This is a genomic window from Caballeronia sp. ATUFL_F1_KS39, assembly GCF_023630985.1.
GTDB classification, from domain to species: Bacteria; Pseudomonadota; Gammaproteobacteria; order Burkholderiales; family Burkholderiaceae; genus Caballeronia; species Caballeronia zhejiangensis.
Genome location: NZ_JALQDZ010000063.1, coordinates 36,634 through 53,030, shown reverse-complemented (window position 1 = coordinate 53,030; position 16,397 = coordinate 36,634). Strand labels below are relative to the sequence as shown.

Annotated in this window: 12 protein-coding genes; 3 read left to right on the top strand and 9 right to left on the bottom strand. The window is 68.3% G+C overall.

Annotation, left to right across the window (positions count from 1 at the left end; genetic code table 11):
* The first annotated feature begins 3 nt into the window (after positions 1-3).
* Entirely contained in the window at positions 4-186 is a 183-nt protein-coding gene (locus tag NCR93_RS30290) for a hypothetical protein (RefSeq protein ID WP_008345788.1), read from the top strand.
* Here NCR93_RS30290 and NCR93_RS30285 read toward each other — a convergent pair.
* From NCR93_RS30285 to bcsB, 9 genes are read right to left on the bottom strand one after another with little or no spacing between them, the layout of a single operon-like run.
* Positions 175-405 carry a hypothetical protein gene (locus tag NCR93_RS30285; protein ID WP_239295265.1) on the bottom strand — a complete coding sequence of 77 codons (231 nt, stop codon included), beginning with the start codon at positions 403-405 and terminating at the stop codon, positions 175-177. The two genes, NCR93_RS30290 and NCR93_RS30285, sit on opposite strands and share 12 nt — an antisense overlap.
* Positions 402-1,958, bottom strand: a complete 1,557-nt coding sequence (gene bcsG / locus NCR93_RS30280) for a cellulose biosynthesis protein BcsG (protein WP_175982189.1) — start codon at positions 1,956-1,958, stop codon at positions 402-404. Before bcsG ends, NCR93_RS30285 begins: the two co-directional genes overlap by 4 nt.
* A 14-nt stretch (positions 1,959-1,972) precedes the next feature.
* Positions 1,973-4,504 (bottom strand): UDP-forming cellulose synthase catalytic subunit, encoded by a 2,532-nt coding sequence (gene bcsA, locus NCR93_RS30275; protein WP_175982190.1) that lies wholly within the window; start codon positions 4,502-4,504, stop codon positions 1,973-1,975.
* On the bottom strand, positions 4,501-5,268 hold the full coding sequence (gene bcsQ, locus NCR93_RS30270; protein WP_175982191.1) for a cellulose biosynthesis protein BcsQ: 768 nt from the start codon (positions 5,266-5,268) through the stop codon (positions 4,501-4,503). Before bcsQ ends, bcsA begins: the two co-directional genes overlap by 4 nt.
* A complete protein-coding gene (locus NCR93_RS30265; protein WP_175982192.1) occupies positions 5,265-5,477 on the bottom strand; it encodes a hypothetical protein in 213 nt (70 codons plus the stop codon). Before NCR93_RS30265 ends, bcsQ begins: the two co-directional genes overlap by 4 nt.
* A gap of 4 nt (positions 5,478-5,481) precedes the next feature.
* Positions 5,482-7,338 carry a cellulose biosynthesis protein BcsE gene (gene bcsE / locus NCR93_RS30260; RefSeq protein WP_239295266.1) on the bottom strand — a complete coding sequence of 619 codons (1,857 nt, stop codon included), beginning with the start codon at positions 7,336-7,338 and terminating at the stop codon, positions 5,482-5,484.
* A 13-nt stretch (positions 7,339-7,351) separates the two neighbouring features.
* Complete coding sequence (locus NCR93_RS30255; RefSeq protein WP_175982193.1) at positions 7,352-11,320, bottom strand: cellulose synthase subunit BcsC-related outer membrane protein; 3,969 nt, start codon at positions 11,318-11,320, stop codon at positions 7,352-7,354.
* Positions 11,302-12,459, bottom strand: coding sequence for a cellulose synthase complex periplasmic endoglucanase BcsZ (gene bcsZ / locus NCR93_RS30250; protein WP_034473656.1), 1,158 nt, complete (start codon positions 12,457-12,459; stop codon positions 11,302-11,304). Before bcsZ ends, NCR93_RS30255 begins: the two co-directional genes overlap by 19 nt.
* Before the next feature lie 3 nt (positions 12,460-12,462).
* Positions 12,463-14,715, bottom strand: a complete 2,253-nt coding sequence (gene bcsB, locus NCR93_RS30245; RefSeq protein WP_008345802.1) for a cellulose biosynthesis cyclic di-GMP-binding regulatory protein BcsB — start codon at positions 14,713-14,715, stop codon at positions 12,463-12,465.
* A gap of 346 nt (positions 14,716-15,061) precedes the next feature.
* Between bcsB and NCR93_RS30240 the strand changes: the two genes are divergently transcribed.
* Positions 15,062-15,526, top strand: coding sequence for a diacylglycerol kinase (locus NCR93_RS30240; RefSeq protein ID WP_008345804.1), 465 nt, complete (start codon positions 15,062-15,064; stop codon positions 15,524-15,526).
* A gap of 330 nt (positions 15,527-15,856) precedes the next feature.
* A complete protein-coding gene (locus NCR93_RS30235; RefSeq protein WP_008345806.1) occupies positions 15,857-16,330 on the top strand; it encodes a hypothetical protein in 474 nt (157 codons plus the stop codon).
* The last annotated feature ends 67 nt before the right edge of the window (positions 16,331-16,397 follow it).

Sequence of the window (16,397 nt, the reverse complement as noted above, 5' to 3'; positions counted from 1 at the left end):
TTCGTGCTGCGAGGGCCGTCGCCTGTCGCGCTCGGCTATATCGCGACGCAGTTCTCGTTCGGCGTGAGCTTTCTGCTCGTCGGCGCGGTGTTCATTCCGAGCGGCATCGGCACGTTGTTCATTCCGGAACGTCTGTACGACACGAGCGATTCCGGCCCATCGACGCCCGCGCGATCACGCCGATGACGGCGCCGTCGCGCAACCGCTCATCGCGCGCTGATCGTCGTCGGCGCTGACGGGCGCGAGCGCCATCAGCCGCGCGAGCACCGGCCAGCGCGTCACCGCCGCGCGCAATTCCTCGTCGGCTTCGGCATCGAAATAGCGCGCGGCGTCGAGACCGGCGACGCGCTCCGCAAGCGCGACGACATCATGCCGGTCGCGCGCTTCCTTGTTCAGCATGTTCATTTCTGATCCACCCATACGCCGTCCGGCGTCTTCACGACATAGCCCGTCGCGGTCTTCATCGTGACGGTGCCTTCGTTCTCGCCGATCATCGGCGTCTGCGGCAGATTGGCCGCGTATTGCGACAGCGTGACGCCCGCCTTGAACGGACTGTTCGACACGAGGTTCGACAGCAATTGCGCGATGGCGAGATGCCCGGTCGGCTGATCGATGACGGTCGTCGCGCCGTGATTGCCCGTGAAGCCGACGAGCCGCACGCCCACCGGCCCGTGGATCACGCTCGGCGTCGGAATCTCGCGCAGGCCCGCGACCTGATTGGCGTCGCCGCGCAGCGCCGCGCCGTGCTCGGGCACGAACACGATCACCGCGCGCCGCCCCGATTGCTGGATCAGATCGGCGAACTTGTCGAAATCGCTCATCAGCTTCGCCACGCGCAGCGGATACGACTCGAGGCTCGTCATCTTGTTGTTCGGCAGGCGGTTGCCGTCGTGCAGGCTGATCGTGTTGTAGTACAGCGCGACCGGTCCCGGCTCCCGCGCGCGCTCTGCGTACCAGTTCGCGAGCGTGCCGTAATCGTCCATGATCGGCGAGCCGTCGAACGCGTGCATCGCGACGGGCGCGGCCGTGTTCGGCACGAAAGGCACGTTCGGCACGCCGATGTTCTCCTTCACGAGCTGCGTGAAGTTGTCGAAGTGGCCGTCGTGATTGAACGTGACCTGCGGCGTGTAGCCGGCCTGCGCAAGATCGGCCATCAGATGACACTGCGCGGGCGCGTCCTTGTACAGATCGGCGTGCGCTTCCTGTCCGCACGACGCGCGCAGCACGCGAATCGCCGCCGGGCCGCTGTAGCTCGCCGCCGTGCTGAAATTCGTGAACAGATAGTCGAAGTGCGACAGGAACGGATGATTGCGCTCCTTCGATACATCGAGGTCGTCCCACGACAGCGAGCAGATGTGCAGCACGATCACGTCGAACTGCTCTTTCGGATCGCTCGACAGATGACCGAAGCTCACCTGTCGCTGCGACTCCTTCGCTCTGAATGCCGCGAGCGTCGCGTTGTAATCCAGGGGGTTCGCGGATTGACGGTTAGTTGCGGCATCGGCATTGCCCTGCGGCTTCGCCTCGATGCGCGCGAGCACCGCATTCGCGCCCTGCCACACCGGCAGCGCGACGAGCGCGATCATCACGAAGGTCGCGACGCGCAGCCAGCGATTGACGACGAGATACGCGACGAGCAGACCGAGCGCGACGGCGAGCAGCATCGGCGGAAGAAAGCGCGGCAGCAACTCGAGCCAGTAGCCGAAGCTGAAGGTCGTGAGATTGCCGAATTCCTCGACGATGCGGCCGAACGGCGGCACGTTCGCCTCGCGATACATCAGCGGCAAACCGATGCCGAGCCCGGCGACGAACCGCACCGCGCGCCAGATGCGCGAGCGCAGCGGCGAGCTCGCGGCGAGCGCCACCGCGAACGCGATGTTCGCGAGCCATATCGGCGTCAGATGCCCCGTCGAAAAGAGCGCGATCTTGATGATGAAATACAGGTTCCAGAAGGTCATCTTCGTTCTTCTTGTCAGTAGCGGCGGCCATCGAGCGCGAGCTTGTCGAGCAGCGCGCGGCGCGCTCCGCCGAACAGCCGCGCATAGCCTTCGAAGCCCATCAGCAGCACTTCCTTCAGGCCCTTGAGCGGCGCGTCGTCTTCGGTGCGCTCGTCCCATTCGATCCACGCATCCGCGCGGCCGAACGTGCATTGCACGAGACGGCGCTCGTCTTCGAGCGTGAGCGAATCGAAGCGCACGCCCAGATGCGTGCCGGAAAGGCGCGTCACGCGCATCGGAAAGTGAAACTGCCGCTCGCCGCGGCTCACGACGACGCCGAGCGTGTCGCCGGCTTCGAGCGAGAGCAATCCTTCGCCGACGACGAGCCCGAGCCCGCCTGTCGAGTAATCGCTCGTGCTGCACGCGATGCTGCTGCCGTCGTTGAGCACGAGCGTCGCGGGCATGTTCATCGCGATGCGATGCGTGACGCGCACCTGCTTCGCCTCGCGCGCGACGCTCACCGCCGCGCCGAGCATCACGAGGTTGTAGAGCGTCCAGAACACGTTCATCAGGATGGTCGCGTCTTCGTCGCCCGCGCCGGCGATCAGCTTCACGATGCCGACGGACATCGCGAGCGCGTTCAGGCCGAGCAGCACGAGATACGGCTTGCTCATCGCCCAGTCGATATACGTCTCGTCGATGCGCCCGCCCTTGTCCGTCACGTTGAACTTGCCATGCTTCGGGCTGAAGAACGCGATGGTCGTCGGCAGCGCGATATACCACGCGAGCACCGACTCATAGACTTCGGCCCAGAACGAATGCCGGAACTTGCCCTGCATCCGCGAGTTCGCGATGTTCGCGATGACGATGTACGGCAGCACGAAACCCGCGATGGTCGTCGCCGCCGCGTTGATGAAGTACATCTGGAAGAAGAGGTACCACATCGGCATGGTGAGGAACACGAGGCGCGGAATGCCGTAGAAGAAGTGCAGCATCGCGTTGCCGTAGCACAGGCGCTGAAAGAAGTTCAGCCCGCGCCCGAAAAACGGATTGTCGATGCGGAAAATCTGCGCCATGCCGCGCGCCCAGCGCGTGCGCTGCTTGATGTGGCTCGCGAGGCTTTCGGTGGCGAGACCGGCGGCCTGCACCGTCGGCAGATACGCCGTCGTATAGCCGCGCCGATGCAGCTTGAGCGCCGTGTGCGCGTCTTCGGTCACGGTTTCGACCGCGATGCCGCCGACCTCTTCCAGCGGCGCGCGCTTGATGACCGCGCACGAGCCGCAGAAGAACGTCGCGTTCCAGAGATCGTTGCCCGCCTGCACGAGCCCGTAAAACAGATTGCCTTCGTTCGGCACGCGGCGGAACGTGTCGAGATTGCGCTCGAACGGATCGGGCGAGAAGAAGTGATGCGGCGTCTGCACGAGCGCGCATTTCGGATCGGCGAAGAAGGTGCCCATCGTCGCTTGCAGGAAGGAGCGCGTGGGGACGTGATCGCAATCGAAAATGGCGATGTATTCGCCGTGCGTCTTCGCGAGCGCGCGATTGATGTTGCCCGCCTTCGCGTGCTGATTGTCGTCGCGCGTGATGTAGCCGATGCCCGCCGCCCGCGCGAGCGCCTCGAACTCCGGACGATGGCCGTCGTCGAGCAGCCAGATATTGAGCTTGTCGCGCGGCCAGTCGATGCCTTGCGCGGCGAAAACCGTCGGCTTCACGACCGACAGCGGCTCGTTGTAGGTCGGAATGAAGACATCGACGCTCGGCCAGTCGGCGGGATCGTCGGGCAGCTTCGACACGGCGCGTTCGAGCGGCCACGCGGTCTGCACGAAGCCGAACAGCAGGATCATCCACGTATAGGCTTCCGCGCCGAAGAGCGCGTAGCCGACGATCGCCTCGCCGGGCGTGCGGAAGTCGAGCGTCTCGGTCGTGCGCCACCAGACGTAGCGCGCGGTGACGAGCAGCGCGAGCGACGCGAGAATCAGCACCGGCATGCGCCCCGGAATGCGGCGGATGACGAGCGCCGCGATCATCAGCACGGCGAAGAACACCAACTGGCTTCCCGACGCGAGCGGCGACGTGCCGACGACCGCCCACAGCAATCCGCCGATCACGACGAGCGCGGGCAGCATCCAGCGCTTCTTGCCGATGACATTCGCGCCGCCCTCGAGCCGCGCGCCGAAGCGCGCCCACGGCAGTCCGTCGATGGCGGCATCGATGCGGCGCTTCATCCACATCAGCGCGAGAGCGAGCGGCGTGAGCGCGCGTTCGGTCAGGCCGAGCGCGGCGCGCGCATACGCGGCGAGCGGCTTCGCGTTTTCGCGCGGCGGGCGCACGAACGCGCGCAGCAGCCACGCCCAAGGATTGCGCACGTCGATGACGCCCCACTCGCGCGCCCACGCGAGCACGAACGCGCGCAGCATGTCCCGCGCGATGTCGCGCTTGCCCGCGCGCGGCGGCTTGAAGAAGAGACGCACGCACCAGTCGAACGCCGAGCGCGTGTCGGGCACGCCGAGCCCGCGCGCGATCCAGCCGATCGCGCGGTTCGAGCGGGAGCCTGGTTCGCGCTTCATGCCGTCTCGCTCGCGGTGAGCGCGGGCAGCCACGCATCGACGTGCTGCGCGAGACCGTGCAGATCGTGCGACGCCTGCAGATGCGGCGCTTCGTCGACAATCCACGCGCCGCGCGAAAATGCCTCGGGCATCGACGCTTCCAGATGAATGCGTTGCGCGAGCGGCATGTTCCCGGTCGCGGCGCGCAGCATCGCGAGCGCGTCGCGCTGCATCGCGCGGGCGGGATTCAGGCGATTCACGACGAGACGCACATCCGCGCACGATTCCCGCAGCGCGGGCAAACGCGCGACGAGCGTCGCGCACGCAGCCGGCTCAGGCGGGCACACGGCGAGCACGAGATCGGCGGCGCGCGCGGCGTGATCCGCATGCGAGCACGGATAGCGCGGCGTATCGATCAGCACGACGCCGGTCTCCGGCAAGCCGATCTCGCCGATCGTGCGTTCGAGCCATCGCGGATGCTCGCAAAGACGCGCTTCGCACGCGGCGGATCGCGCGGGCGTGAGACCGCCGTGCGGCACGAACAGCACGCCGTCCTCGTTGCGCCAGGTCGATTCGTGCCACTTGCGCGACGGATCGGCGAGCGCGCCGCCGATGCCTTCCGCCGCGAACGCGTCCAGCCCGAGATACGCGCCGAGCATGTTCTGCGGATCGAAGTCGAGCGCGACCACGGCGCGGCCGCGCCGGGCGAGCAGCGTCGCGAGCGATGCGGCGAGCGTCGTGCGGCCCGCGCCGCCCGCCGTCGAAATGAGCGCGATGGTTTTCATGGGCGGGAGGCGTCCTTCGGCGCGGCATCGACATCGGGGACGAGACGCGCGTTGAGCACGACCGGCTCGATGCGGCACGGCACCGCGTCGCGCGGATCGAAACCACGCGCGGCCACGAGACCGCGCCGCGCGCCCGCGCGCTGCCAGACGATCCACGCGGGCACGCCGGCCAGCACGCCGATCAGCATCGAAATGAGCAAGGTGTCCATCGTTTCAGTTTCCCGGTTCGGCGAGCGGCATATGCGCACGCACGGCGCGGCGCGCGGGCGGATGCAACGGACCTTCGTCGGTCGCGTTCCTGCGCGCTTCTTGGTTCAGCACGGCGTCGAGCGCGTCGAGTTCCGCGCGCGAGCGGCGCACGGATTCGCTTTCCGTAGCCGCATCCGCCTTGTCTTCCATCGCGATGACGGGCGCGGTCGCGGCGAACAGATCGCTGTAATCCGCCGACGGCGCGCGCCGGTTCTCCGCTTCGAGCGCCTGCAATTGCGCGCCGATGCCGTCGTCCGACAGATACGTGACGTCCTTCGCCACGCGCTCCACCGGCACGGTGAAGATGCGCGCGAGCGCGGCGTCGGCATCGGCGAGACGGCAGCCGAACAGGAACACGTACAGATGCGACGCGTCCGCCGTGAAGACATCGCCCGCGCGGCGCGGACGGCACCACGCGAGCGCATCGACGTGAGCGAGCGCAGGCGGCAGCGTCAGCTTCACGAGCACATGCGGCAGACGCAGCACCGCGCCGCGTGCGAGCGCGCCTTGCGTCTGCGCGCAGAACGCCGCCACGTTCTGATAGCCGAGCGCGGCATCGGCGAGCGACGCGGCGAGCGCCGTGCGGTAATCCGACAAAAGCGGACGCGTGTAGAGCTGGCCTTGCAGCGACTGCAACAGCGATTCGAGCCGCGAGAACGGCACGTCGCGCCCGACGACGAGATTCGCGCCAAGGCTCAGCATCAGCAATTCATATTGATGACGCAGCACTTCGCCGCGTTCGACCACGGCGATTTTGAGCGCGCGTCCGCAGCGGCGGCGCAACGTGTGCACGGCGGCGCACAGCGCTTCGAGCTGCGCGCCGTTGCGATGCGCGAGCACGACGGTCGCGCCGCGCGCGCCATCGCAGGCGGCGACGACGGCATCGCGGTCCGCGAGCACTTCCCAGTCGCGCGGCACCCAAGCCTCGTCGCCGACGACCGCGCGGCTCACGACGACGCGCGCTTCGTCCGGCGCGAGACGCGCATCGCGGCGCGCATCGCCCGCGCGCTCGGGCGCGGCGATGCTCAGGCGGCCGGCTTCGTTGAAGCGCAACGCGTGCACGTCGCCGGTGGCGAGCGCGCGGCCCGCGCGCCAGAAATCGACTTGCCACAGCAGTTCGCCGTGCGAGCGCCGCACGCGCGCAACGCCCGCGCACGCGCCGTTCAGTTCGCTGCGGCTTGCCGAAGCCTGAGTTTCGTCGATGCCCAAATCGTCATCGCTGGCGGCGTCGCCGAGCAGCAGGATCATCGTGATGCCGCGCGTCTCGCACCAGCTCGACAACAGCCGTCCTTCGCGCGCGAGCGCCGCCGGATCGCGCCACGAGAACCAGCGCTCCGCGCCTTCGACGATATACAGCGCGTTCGCGCGAAAGCCAAAGCGCTTGAGCGCGCGCAGGCCGCCGTAAAGGCGCGCGAGCGCGAGAGCGGGCGGTTCAGAATCGGCATCGGCGGATGCGGCTTCGTTCGGCATCGCGAGCACGTTCAGTCGGCGCGGCCAGCCTTGCGCCGCCGCGCCCGAAAAGCCCAGTTCGCGCGCACGCGCCGCCGCTTCCGCACGCTCGCGCGCGAGCACGACGCTCACATGGCGCGTGTTCGCGGCCCGCGCCGTGGCCCAGATGAGCGCATCGCATTCGGGCGAACGCGGCGCGACGTGCACCGCGTAGAGCGCGCCCGGCGCGAGCACGGCGAGATCGTCGGGAAGCGCATCGACGCCGATGCGGCCCGGCGCGGCATCGCGGCCCGCGACGCGCGCGCGCACGAAGCGCGCAAACGCGGCGATGAGGCTCGTTGCGCCACTGGATCGGTTCGATTCGTCGTTCACGGCAATCCGTTCCTCAATAACTCGAATAGAGCCGCACCGGCTGCGGGCTGATGCGGTAATCGTCCTTGCGCGGCGAGAACGCGAAGCGCGCGTAGATCATCCCGGCGCTCGGCGCATAGTCGTGCGAATGGTCGATGGACACGCGCGCGCCCAGCGCCAGTTGCGGATTCAGCCGATATTCGACCGTCGCCCCGAGTCCGTACGAAAAGCTCACGCCACGCGTCGAGCCGCCGGGATAAATCAGGCTGCCCGTATCGACCGGCGAGAGTCCCGCTACCGCCGGCAGGCCGTTCGGGAAATACGGCGAGCTCTTCTCGTACGAATTCGAGACGCCCGCCGTCGCCGCGATGTCCCAGGTAAAGCCGTTGCGCTTGCCCATCCATTCGATCGGCACGCCGAGCGACAGATAGCGCTGCGGGCTGTAATAGCCGCCCTGCCCGAACGTGTAGTAGCGCAGGTTGTCGGTGTAATGCCAGGCATTGCCGACGAGGCCGGTCTGCACGCGCATCGTCGCGCGCCGATACACCGGCACGGTGAAGCCCGTGCGCAGCGTGAATTCCTGATTGCTCGCGACGTTGCGCCCGCTCAGCTCGGCCACGCCGATATCGGCGAATACGTTCGTCCTGCCGACATCGACGCTCACATGCAGGTCGATGCCGTCGCGCCGCACGCCGCCCCAGACGACGTGCGTGAGCGGATCGGTGAGACCGGCGTAGGACAGCTCGCTGCTCGTGACCGCACGCCGCGACGCCGCTATCGACAGGCTCGCCGGACCGGCATCGAACCTGTAGCGCGCGCCGCCGACGAGGTAATGCACCGGAAAGCCGATCGGCGTCGAGCCGAGATCGACGCGCCACGCATCGGACAGATAGCCGAAGCCGCCGCCGAGACCGTTCGCGTGCTGATGCAGATCGCCGGTCGTGACGGGCGGGTTCGTCAGATATTGGCGCAGCGCGTTCGCCGACGCCGCCGTGCCGTCGTAGAAGCCCGCGTTCGTGCCGAAGGTCTGAATGGTGTACGGCAGGCTCGGCGCCGAAGCGCCGGCCTGATCGGTGAGTCCGCTCACGTCGAGCGTGCCCGCGTCGAGATGCACGGCGTCCGCGTGCACGAAGAAATGCCCGTCGTAGCGATACGGAATCTGCACGTACAGCGGCACCTGCTGCGCGTGATACTGCGACACGCCCGCATCGCCGGACTTGTACGCCGGTATCCACGCCGTTTCGACTTCGGGATTGCGGCGCTGATCGAGATCGTCGAGTGCGGATCGCGCGGGCGTGGCGGACGTAGCGGGGGTCGCGCGTGCCGAGCCCGCCGGCACGCTGAACGCCGGCGCGATGCCCGACGCGCGTTCCTGCTCCATCGACAGCCGATACAGCGACGCCGCCTGCTCGTACTCGCCGAGGTCCTCCGCGACGCGTCCCGCCTGCACGGTGACGTCCGCGCGTTCGGGATAGGCGACGCGTAGCGGCTGCGTCAGCGCCTGCGCATCGAGCGGACGGCGCAGCGCGGCGAAGCGGCGCGCGGCAGAGAGGCGCGTGTCGATGTCGTCGGGCGGCGCGGCATCCGCGACGCGGCGGACGATCGCGAGCGCTTCCTTGCGCGCGCCGATGCCGCCGCTGTCGCCGAGCACGCGCGCGAGCATGAGCTGCGTTTCGGGATCGTCGGGCGATGCCGCGAGCATCGGCGCGAGCGCGGCGCGTGCGCTGTCGTAATCGCCCTGCGCGCGCGCGAGATCGGCGAGCTCGAACGCGTAGCGCTTGTCGCGCTTGCCTGCGTCGCTCACGGTATCGAGCAGACGGCGCGCACGCGCGTAATCGGCGGCGTCGATGGCATCGTCGGTCTGACGCAGCACGCTGCGCAACGCCTGATCCTCCAGACGCTCTTGCTGACGCGGCGTGAGCTTCGGCTCCGCGCGCACTTGCGCGAGCGTCTGCGACAGCGCATCTTCGCGACGCGCGCCGCCGAGCAGATCGCCGTAGCGCAGGCGCACGTCAGCATCGGTTTCTTCGGGATGCGTGGCCATCCAGTCGCGCAGCAGCGCGAGGCCGCGCTCCGCGTCGCCTCGATCGATATACAGCGCACCGATCGACGCGAGCAGGTTGGGATCGTCCGCGGCCAGCGCTTGCGCGCGATCGAGCGCGGCGGCGGCGGCGTCGGCGTCGTTGCGCGCGAAGGCGGCGCGGGCATCGGCGAGCGACTGTTGCGCGTCGAGATTGCGGGCGAGCGCGCGCATGGCGTCGGTGCGATCGGCTTGCGGCACGGCATCGAGCGCGGCGCGCGCGCCCGCCAGATCGTCCATCGAATTGCGATACAGCGCGGCGGCGTAAGCCATCGGCGCGGCGTTCGGCGAGCGCGCGAGGCCGTCGTCCATCACGGCGCGGCCGAGCTGCGGCAAACCGATATCCCGATACAGCCGCGCAAGCGCGAAGCGCGTCCACGGCTGATCCGGCTCGATGCGCAACGACGCCTCGTATTTCTGCGCCGCCGGCCCGTTCTGGCCGCGCGCGGCGAGTTGCTGCGCCTCGTTCGCGACCATATCGGCGCGCATCGCGATCAGGCTTTGGCGATCGTCGGCGGCGGTGAAACGGCTTTGCAACGCGGCGATGAGCGGCTCGACTTCATCGGCGCGTCCGGTCGATTCGAGCAGCGCACGCGTGCTCTTCAGCGCCGACAGGCGCGGCTCGCGGCCCGCAAGCTGCGCGCGCAGCATCGGTTCGGCGGCGCGCCAGTCGCCTTGTGCGAGCAGCGCATCGGCGAGAAGCAGCTTGGCATCGGCGCTATCCGGCTCGATGGCGAGCGCCTCGCGCGCGTAGCGTTCGGCGTCCTTCGGCTTGCCTGCGTTCGCGGCGTCGCGGCCGTGCGCGAGCGTGCCCCAGAAGCGCGCCGTGCGCGCGAGGCCCAGCCACTTCGCACGGTTGTCCGGCGCGAGCGACGCCGCGCGTTCGAACAGCGCGCGCGCTTCGTCGCGATTGCCTTCGCGCATGCGCAGCAAACCGAATCCGCCGACGGCTTCCGCGTCGTCCGGACGGGCGGCCGCCGCGCGCGCGAGCAACGGCGCGGCTGCGTTCAGGTCGCCGCGAGCGAGCGCCGCCAGACCGCGCTGCCGGGCGATGTAATCGGGATCGCGTTCGAGCTTGCGCTGCGCTTCGATGCGCGCGTCGAGCAGATCGGCGCGATCCTTGAACTCGGTGTCGTCGGGCACGAGTTCGAGGTACGCGCGCAGCGCCTGCCGATAGGCCGTGTCCGCGCCCGCCGATTGCAGTACGTGACGCCAGACGTCGAGCGCGGTGTTGCGGTCGGTGTCGGTGCGCGTGGCGAGATTCCATGCGATGCGGTTCGCTTCGGCGCGGGTCGCGTCGCTGCTGTTGAGCAGACGCGCGAGGACGAGCGCGGAATCGACGTCGGCGGGATCGTCCGCGATGCGCCGGTGCAAGGCCGCGAGCGCTTCGGCACGTCGCGCGGGCGTCGCGGCGATGATCTGGTAGTACTCCGCGCCGAGCGGGCCCGACGGCGCGCCGTGCGCAAAGAGCGCGCTCACGCGGCGCGCGGCCTCGACCGACTGGCCGCTGCGTGCGAGCAGGCGGATCGCCGCCATTTCCTGACGGCCGCTGACCGCGACGCGATATTCGTCGTCGACTTGCTGCGTGAGCGCCGCATTGGGCGCGCGCGTTTTCATGCGCGCGAGCGTGGCCTGCGCCTTTTGCGCCTGGCCGAGCCGCAACTGGATACGCACGAGCTCGGCGTTCAGACGCGGATCGTCCGGCGCGATGAGCAGCGCCTTGTCGATCGCCTGCAACGCGAGATCGTCGCGATGCTTGTTGGCCCACGCGCGCGCGGTGCCGTAAAGACGCTCGGCGAGCGCGTCCGTCGATGCCTCGCTGGCATGCGTCTGCGTCGCGCACACGACGCTCGCCGACATCAGCGCCGCGCGCAGCAACGTCGCCTTCGTCCGGGGCGCGCGCATCATTTCGCCGCTCCGCATGCCGATGCCGCCGTGCGCAACGTTCCGTCGCCCGCGAATCGATAGCGGCCCTCGCGCCAGCCGAGGCCGAAGAGCGTCAGCACGCTCGTGTAGTACCCCGGCGCCGATGCCCCCGCCGCGCGCGCCGCTTGCGCATCCGCGAGTTCGGGGCGTCCGATGGCGTCGAGAAACGGCACGGCGGCGGCGGAGAAACCCGCGTTGCCGTCGTTCGGGCCGGGCTTGCCGTCGCGCGTGTCGATGCGCTCGGGCGGCGCGCCGTGCGCGTCGATATACGCGGCGAACGGCGCGAAATGCGCGAGGAGGCGCGCGCGCGCTTCATCGTCGGATGCGAGCATGCCCGCCCACAGATACACGCGGATCGCGTTATAGGCGCTTTCGGCGTGCGTCTCTTCGTCGGGCTCGAAACCCCGGTTCGCGCGATACAGCGCCCAGTCCGGCGCAAAGCCCTGCGGCGCGGTGTCGATCAGCATGCGTGCGCTCGATGCCGCGAGCCGCGTCCAGCGCGCGTCATCGGGCAGGCTCGCGCCGATGCCGCGAATCACCTGCAGCGGCGCGTAGCTCGGATTGACGCGCCACGTATCGGCTGACGGATGAAAACCCAGAGGTCCGGGCAAGAGCGTGAGGCCGAGGCCGGGCAGCGTGGCCGTTTCCTCGTCGAGCACGCGCTTCGCAAGCGATGCGCCGCGCGCCGTGTAGCTGCGCTCGCCCCACGCGCGGCCCGCTTCGAGGAGCGCGTAGGCGATCCACAAGTCCGCATCGGACGCCGCGTTGCCGTCGAGCACGCGCAACGTGCCGGCGTCGTCGCGGCCCCAGAGCCACGCGGGCAGGCGCGACGTGAGATCGCCCCGCGCGAGCCGGTCTTCGGTCCAGTGGAGAATCGTGTCGAAGCTCGCGCGGTCGTTCGCGACGAGCGCGAAGAAAAGCGCGTAGGACTGGCCTTCGGAGACCGTGCGCTCGTCGGCGGAACCGACGTCGATCACGCGGCCTTCCTTCGAAATGAAGTCGCGTTTGAAGGCGTCCCAGCGCGGCCACGAATCCATGCACGCCGATGGCGACGCCAGATCCGTCGCTGCTGCATTCGCGCCGAACACGACAAGCGCGCCGGACACGATCGCGCGCTTTACGCCCGAAGCCTTCATCGCTCAGATACCCCGGCGCCGCGCGGCCAGTTCCTGCAGCGCCGCGAACGCCGCGATCGCGAGCAGCAGGCCCGCCAGCGCGCCGGCGAGGCCGAGCAGCGCCGGATGACGGATCGCGTGGCCCCACAGCTTCGCGTACCACGGCACGTAGCCGACGACATACGTCTCGCCGACGCGCGCGCTGTCCACGCCGCCGTGCCGCACGAGCGCGACATCGCCCTGAATCTGCGACAGGCGATCCGCGCGTTCGAGCACGTCGAGCAGATCGGTGAGATGGCCGTCGCCGGTCGCCGCGAGCGCGACGATGCTGCGCCCCTTCGTTCCGGGCGACTGGAAGCCCATCAGCGCCGCGAGCGGCCCGTTCTGATCCAGCGATGCGCCGCCGTGCGTGACACGCGCGCCATCGCGCCAATGCTCGCCGACCGAGAACGACGCCCGCGCGATGCCCTCCTTCGACGGCGTTCCCGCAGCCGAACCCGCGATCGACAGCGGCAGCGCATCGTGCCAGCGCGAAAACACCGGCGACGACGGCGCGCCGCCGATCACGAGCAGATCCTTCTGCGCGAGCGCGGGCACATCGTCCGGACGCGCGATGGTCACGCGCAGGCTCGGAAAGCCGGTCCACTGGCCCATGTGGCCGAGCATCGTCAGCATCGCTTCGATCTCGGCATTGGCGGGACGCGCGGGAATCACGATGGCCGTCTGCGACAGATCGGCGTAGCGCGTGAACGGAAAACCGCTGTTCGCGAAGTACGCGAGATTCGGCAGTTGCGCGTAATGCACGAAGCCGGAGAAGTCGATGGTCGAATCCGGGTCGACCGCCGCCCGCGCCGGATTGGTCGGCACGCCCGCGCACAGGCCCTGCTTCTGCGAATCGAGGTTGAAGCGCAACTGCAGCTGGTTCGAACTGCCGACGCGAAACGCCGGAATGTCCAGCGCGTTGGCCGTGCCGCCCGGCGCGCCCGAAAGCAGCGGCAATTGCAGGCGGCCTTGCGTGTCATCGGTTTTGGCGGGCGGCAGCCGGAACGACTTCACGAGTTGCTCGTTGATGTCGATGGCGAGCGCGGAGTTGTTCTGCACCGTCGGCGCGGTGTACCGGTACTTGAGGTTGAGCGGCACGCCGACGCTGTTCCACGAGAACAGATCGGCGGGCACGCGCAGGTTCAGGCGGATCGGCTCCGGCTCGCTGCCCGCGACCTGAAGCTGCGACACGTCGTCGACGAGTTCCTTGAACTGCACCGGGCGATTCGTCGGCATCCAGCGCGGCGCGTCGTACGGTTCGCGCGGCTGGCCGATGTCGACATGCGCGACCTTCGCCGCATCGCCGGACATCGCCGTGCGGCCGAGCACGAGCGCATACGCGGCATCGTCGACTTCGGCGCCGTTGCGGCCGGTCACGACGAGCAGCTTGCGATCCTTGGACGCCGGATTGTCGGCGACGAGAATCGTCGGCCCGTCGATATCGGGAAGCGCGAGACCCGCCGGCAATTGCGCGCGCGTGCCGACGACGACCGCGTGGTCGTTCGGGGGCAGCGTGTTCATCGCCGGGAAGCGCGCCTGACGGTAATCCGCGAGCGCGCCGAACCACGACGCGAGCACGCCCGCGCTCTTGAGCGTCGCGCTGTCCGGCGATGCGGGCAGCACGAACGGCAGCGTGAGACGGCTCACATCGCGCGCATCGAAGAACGGCGCGGGCAGCAGCGCGAGATCGTTCGGCAGCCTGATCGGCGCGGTATCGAGGATGAATTCGCTCGTCGGGCTGATGTCGGCCCACAGCGCCGTGTTCGCCGGATCCTCGCAATGATCGAGCGTGTAATGGCCGATGAAGCGCAGCCCGAACTGGTTGTAGTCCGTGAGCAGGCGCGGATCGAGCGGGATGTCCTGCGTGAGCATCGCGCCGGCGTGCTCCTTGTCGAACGGCACGGTGGCGATCGCTTCGCCGTTGATCGACACCTTGACGTGCGACAGCGCGAACAGGAGCGCGGGCGAATACGTGTAGCGCAGACGCAGGCGCGCGCCGGTCACGACGCGGTCGAGCCGCACGCCGAGCACGATCGAGCGCGTATCTTCGAGGCCGCGCAGATGCATCGGCTGATACGCGCCGAGCGCGGAGAACGGGACGTGGATCGAGCCGGCGTCGGCGCTGGCAGCGGCGTCCGGATTGACGGCCGGCGGCGCCGCTTCGGCGCAGACGCCGGCGAAAAGCGCACTGGCGGCCATCGCCAGCGAGAGGCAGAACGAGACGACTGGTTTCATCGGCGAGTCAGCTACGGAATTCACGGCCGCGCGCCGCGCTGCCCGCTATGGCATCGTGACGGAGGCGCAACGACAATCGGATCGCCAGGCGAGCGGCGCGCGCGGCAACCGGGACGAATGCAGCAAGAGCGGGAAAGAATCGGGGCAAGCGTGCGATGCACGAAGCGAGGCGTCGGGGCGTGCGTGATCCGCGACGCGGGTGCGGTCGCGCGGCTGCTGCGTTCATCGCGCCGGTCTGTGCGATGACGCGCCTTTGCCGCTGAAAAGCGGACGCAACAGTAGCATAATTTGTGACAATTTGTATCACCTCAGCCGTCCTTCATCAAAAAAAGCGCCACATCGCGACATGGTTCGATCCCGTTCCTCATCCGCTACGTCTTCCGCATCCGAAAAATCCGGCCACGCCGAGCGGATCGCGAAGCCCGCAGTCAAGCGCAGCGGCCTGCTGCGCGGCCTTTTCGCGTTGCGCCATTCGCGCGACGGCATCGCCGCGACCTGGCGCGAGGAGAGCGCGTTTCGCCAGGAGGTGTGCGTCGCGGCCGTGCTGCTGCCGATCGCGTTCGCGGTGCCCGTGGGCGCCGCCGAGCGCGTGCTGCTCGCGGCTTCGGTGCTGCTCGTGCTGCTCGTCGAGCTGATCAATTCCAGCATTGAGGCGGCGATCGACCGCATTTCGCTCGAACGTCACGAACTCTCCGGACGCGCCAAGGACTGCGGCAGCGCGGCGGTCACGGTGGCCATCGTCATCGGCTTGCTTACGTGGGGCGTGATCTGCGGGCCGCTCGCATGGGACTGGCTGCGCGCGCATCTTTGACGTTGCGGCGTCCGGCGGTGATGAGCCTCGCAATTCGCGGGGCCTATTCGTGTGTGGCACCGGAGGCCATGCACGATATGTCGGCGGCCCAAACGGATTCTTGATGCCCGTCGCGGCGACTTTGCCCGATGGACGTTGATGGAGCGGTAGTTAATACCTCACGCGGACCGCCGCGAAATATTCCGAAAGGCAATCGGCGAGAGACAAACGCGCCGCGCGGCCGCCTGGGTCGCCTTCTTGCTGGTTCCCGTCTGCGCGCCCGTTTTCACGGCGCCCACTCTGCATTTCTTCCAATTGCGGGATTCCATCTACTTCGACGGAGGAGTTGTCGTGCGGCCTTTTACCCTGATTTTTCTGCTGTTCGTGACGCTGTTTTCCGGATGCGCGGCTTACCGGACACATGAGGCGCGCAGCGATTCCGGCGCGCTCATCGGATCGAATGTTCTCGATCTCGTCGCAGCGGTCGGCATTCCCGACAAGACGATGAAACTCGTGGATACGAATACGCCGGGCGACCGCATGGTGATGCAGTGGAACTTCTCGAATTCGGATGCGGCGTTCGAAATGAACGTGATCCTGCTCGATCTGAAGATCGGCGGCGCCGGCAAGTGCAGCATGACCGCGACCACCGAACGCTGGGGCGGCAAGGTGCTGTCCGTGAACTTTCCCCAGGCGCACGTCGACAGCATGAACTCCGACTACAGCGCGTGCGAGCCGCTCGTCGCGGAAGCGCTGACGCATATCGGCCACACGCCCATCGATCCCGCTTTCGACTCGTTCAAGCTCGTCGGCGCGGCCAAGTAAGCGCGCCCGGCACTCGCACGCGACGATCTTCTTACCAACTATTTCTCCGGGAAACAGGTTGTGTCGT

Bases quoted from the DNA above. Each gene is read 5' to 3' on its own strand.
- NCR93_RS30285 (WP_239295265.1), bottom strand. From the start codon at position 405: ATGAACATGCTGAACAAGGAAGCGCGCGACCGGCATGATGTCGTCGCG.
- bcsG (WP_175982189.1), bottom strand. From the start codon at position 1,958: ATGACCTTCTGGAACCTGTATTTCATCATCAAGATCGCGCTCTTTTCG.
- bcsA (WP_175982190.1), bottom strand. From the start codon at position 4,504: ATGAAGCGCGAACCAGGCTCCCGCTCGAACCGCGCGATCGGCTGGATC.
- bcsQ (WP_175982191.1), bottom strand. From the start codon at position 5,268: ATGAAAACCATCGCGCTCATTTCGACGGCGGGCGGCGCGGGCCGCACG.
- NCR93_RS30265 (WP_175982192.1), bottom strand. From the start codon at position 5,477: ATGGACACCTTGCTCATTTCGATGCTGATCGGCGTGCTGGCCGGCGTG.
- NCR93_RS30255 (WP_175982193.1), bottom strand. From the start codon at position 11,320: ATGCGGAGCGGCGAAATGATGCGCGCGCCCCGGACGAAGGCGACGTTG.
- bcsZ (WP_034473656.1), bottom strand. From the start codon at position 12,459: ATGAAGGCTTCGGGCGTAAAGCGCGCGATCGTGTCCGGCGCGCTTGTC.
- bcsB (WP_008345802.1), bottom strand. From the start codon at position 14,715: ATGAAACCAGTCGTCTCGTTCTGCCTCTCGCTGGCGATGGCCGCCAGT.
- NCR93_RS30240 (WP_008345804.1), top strand. From the start codon at position 15,062: ATGGTTCGATCCCGTTCCTCATCCGCTACGTCTTCCGCATCCGAAAAA.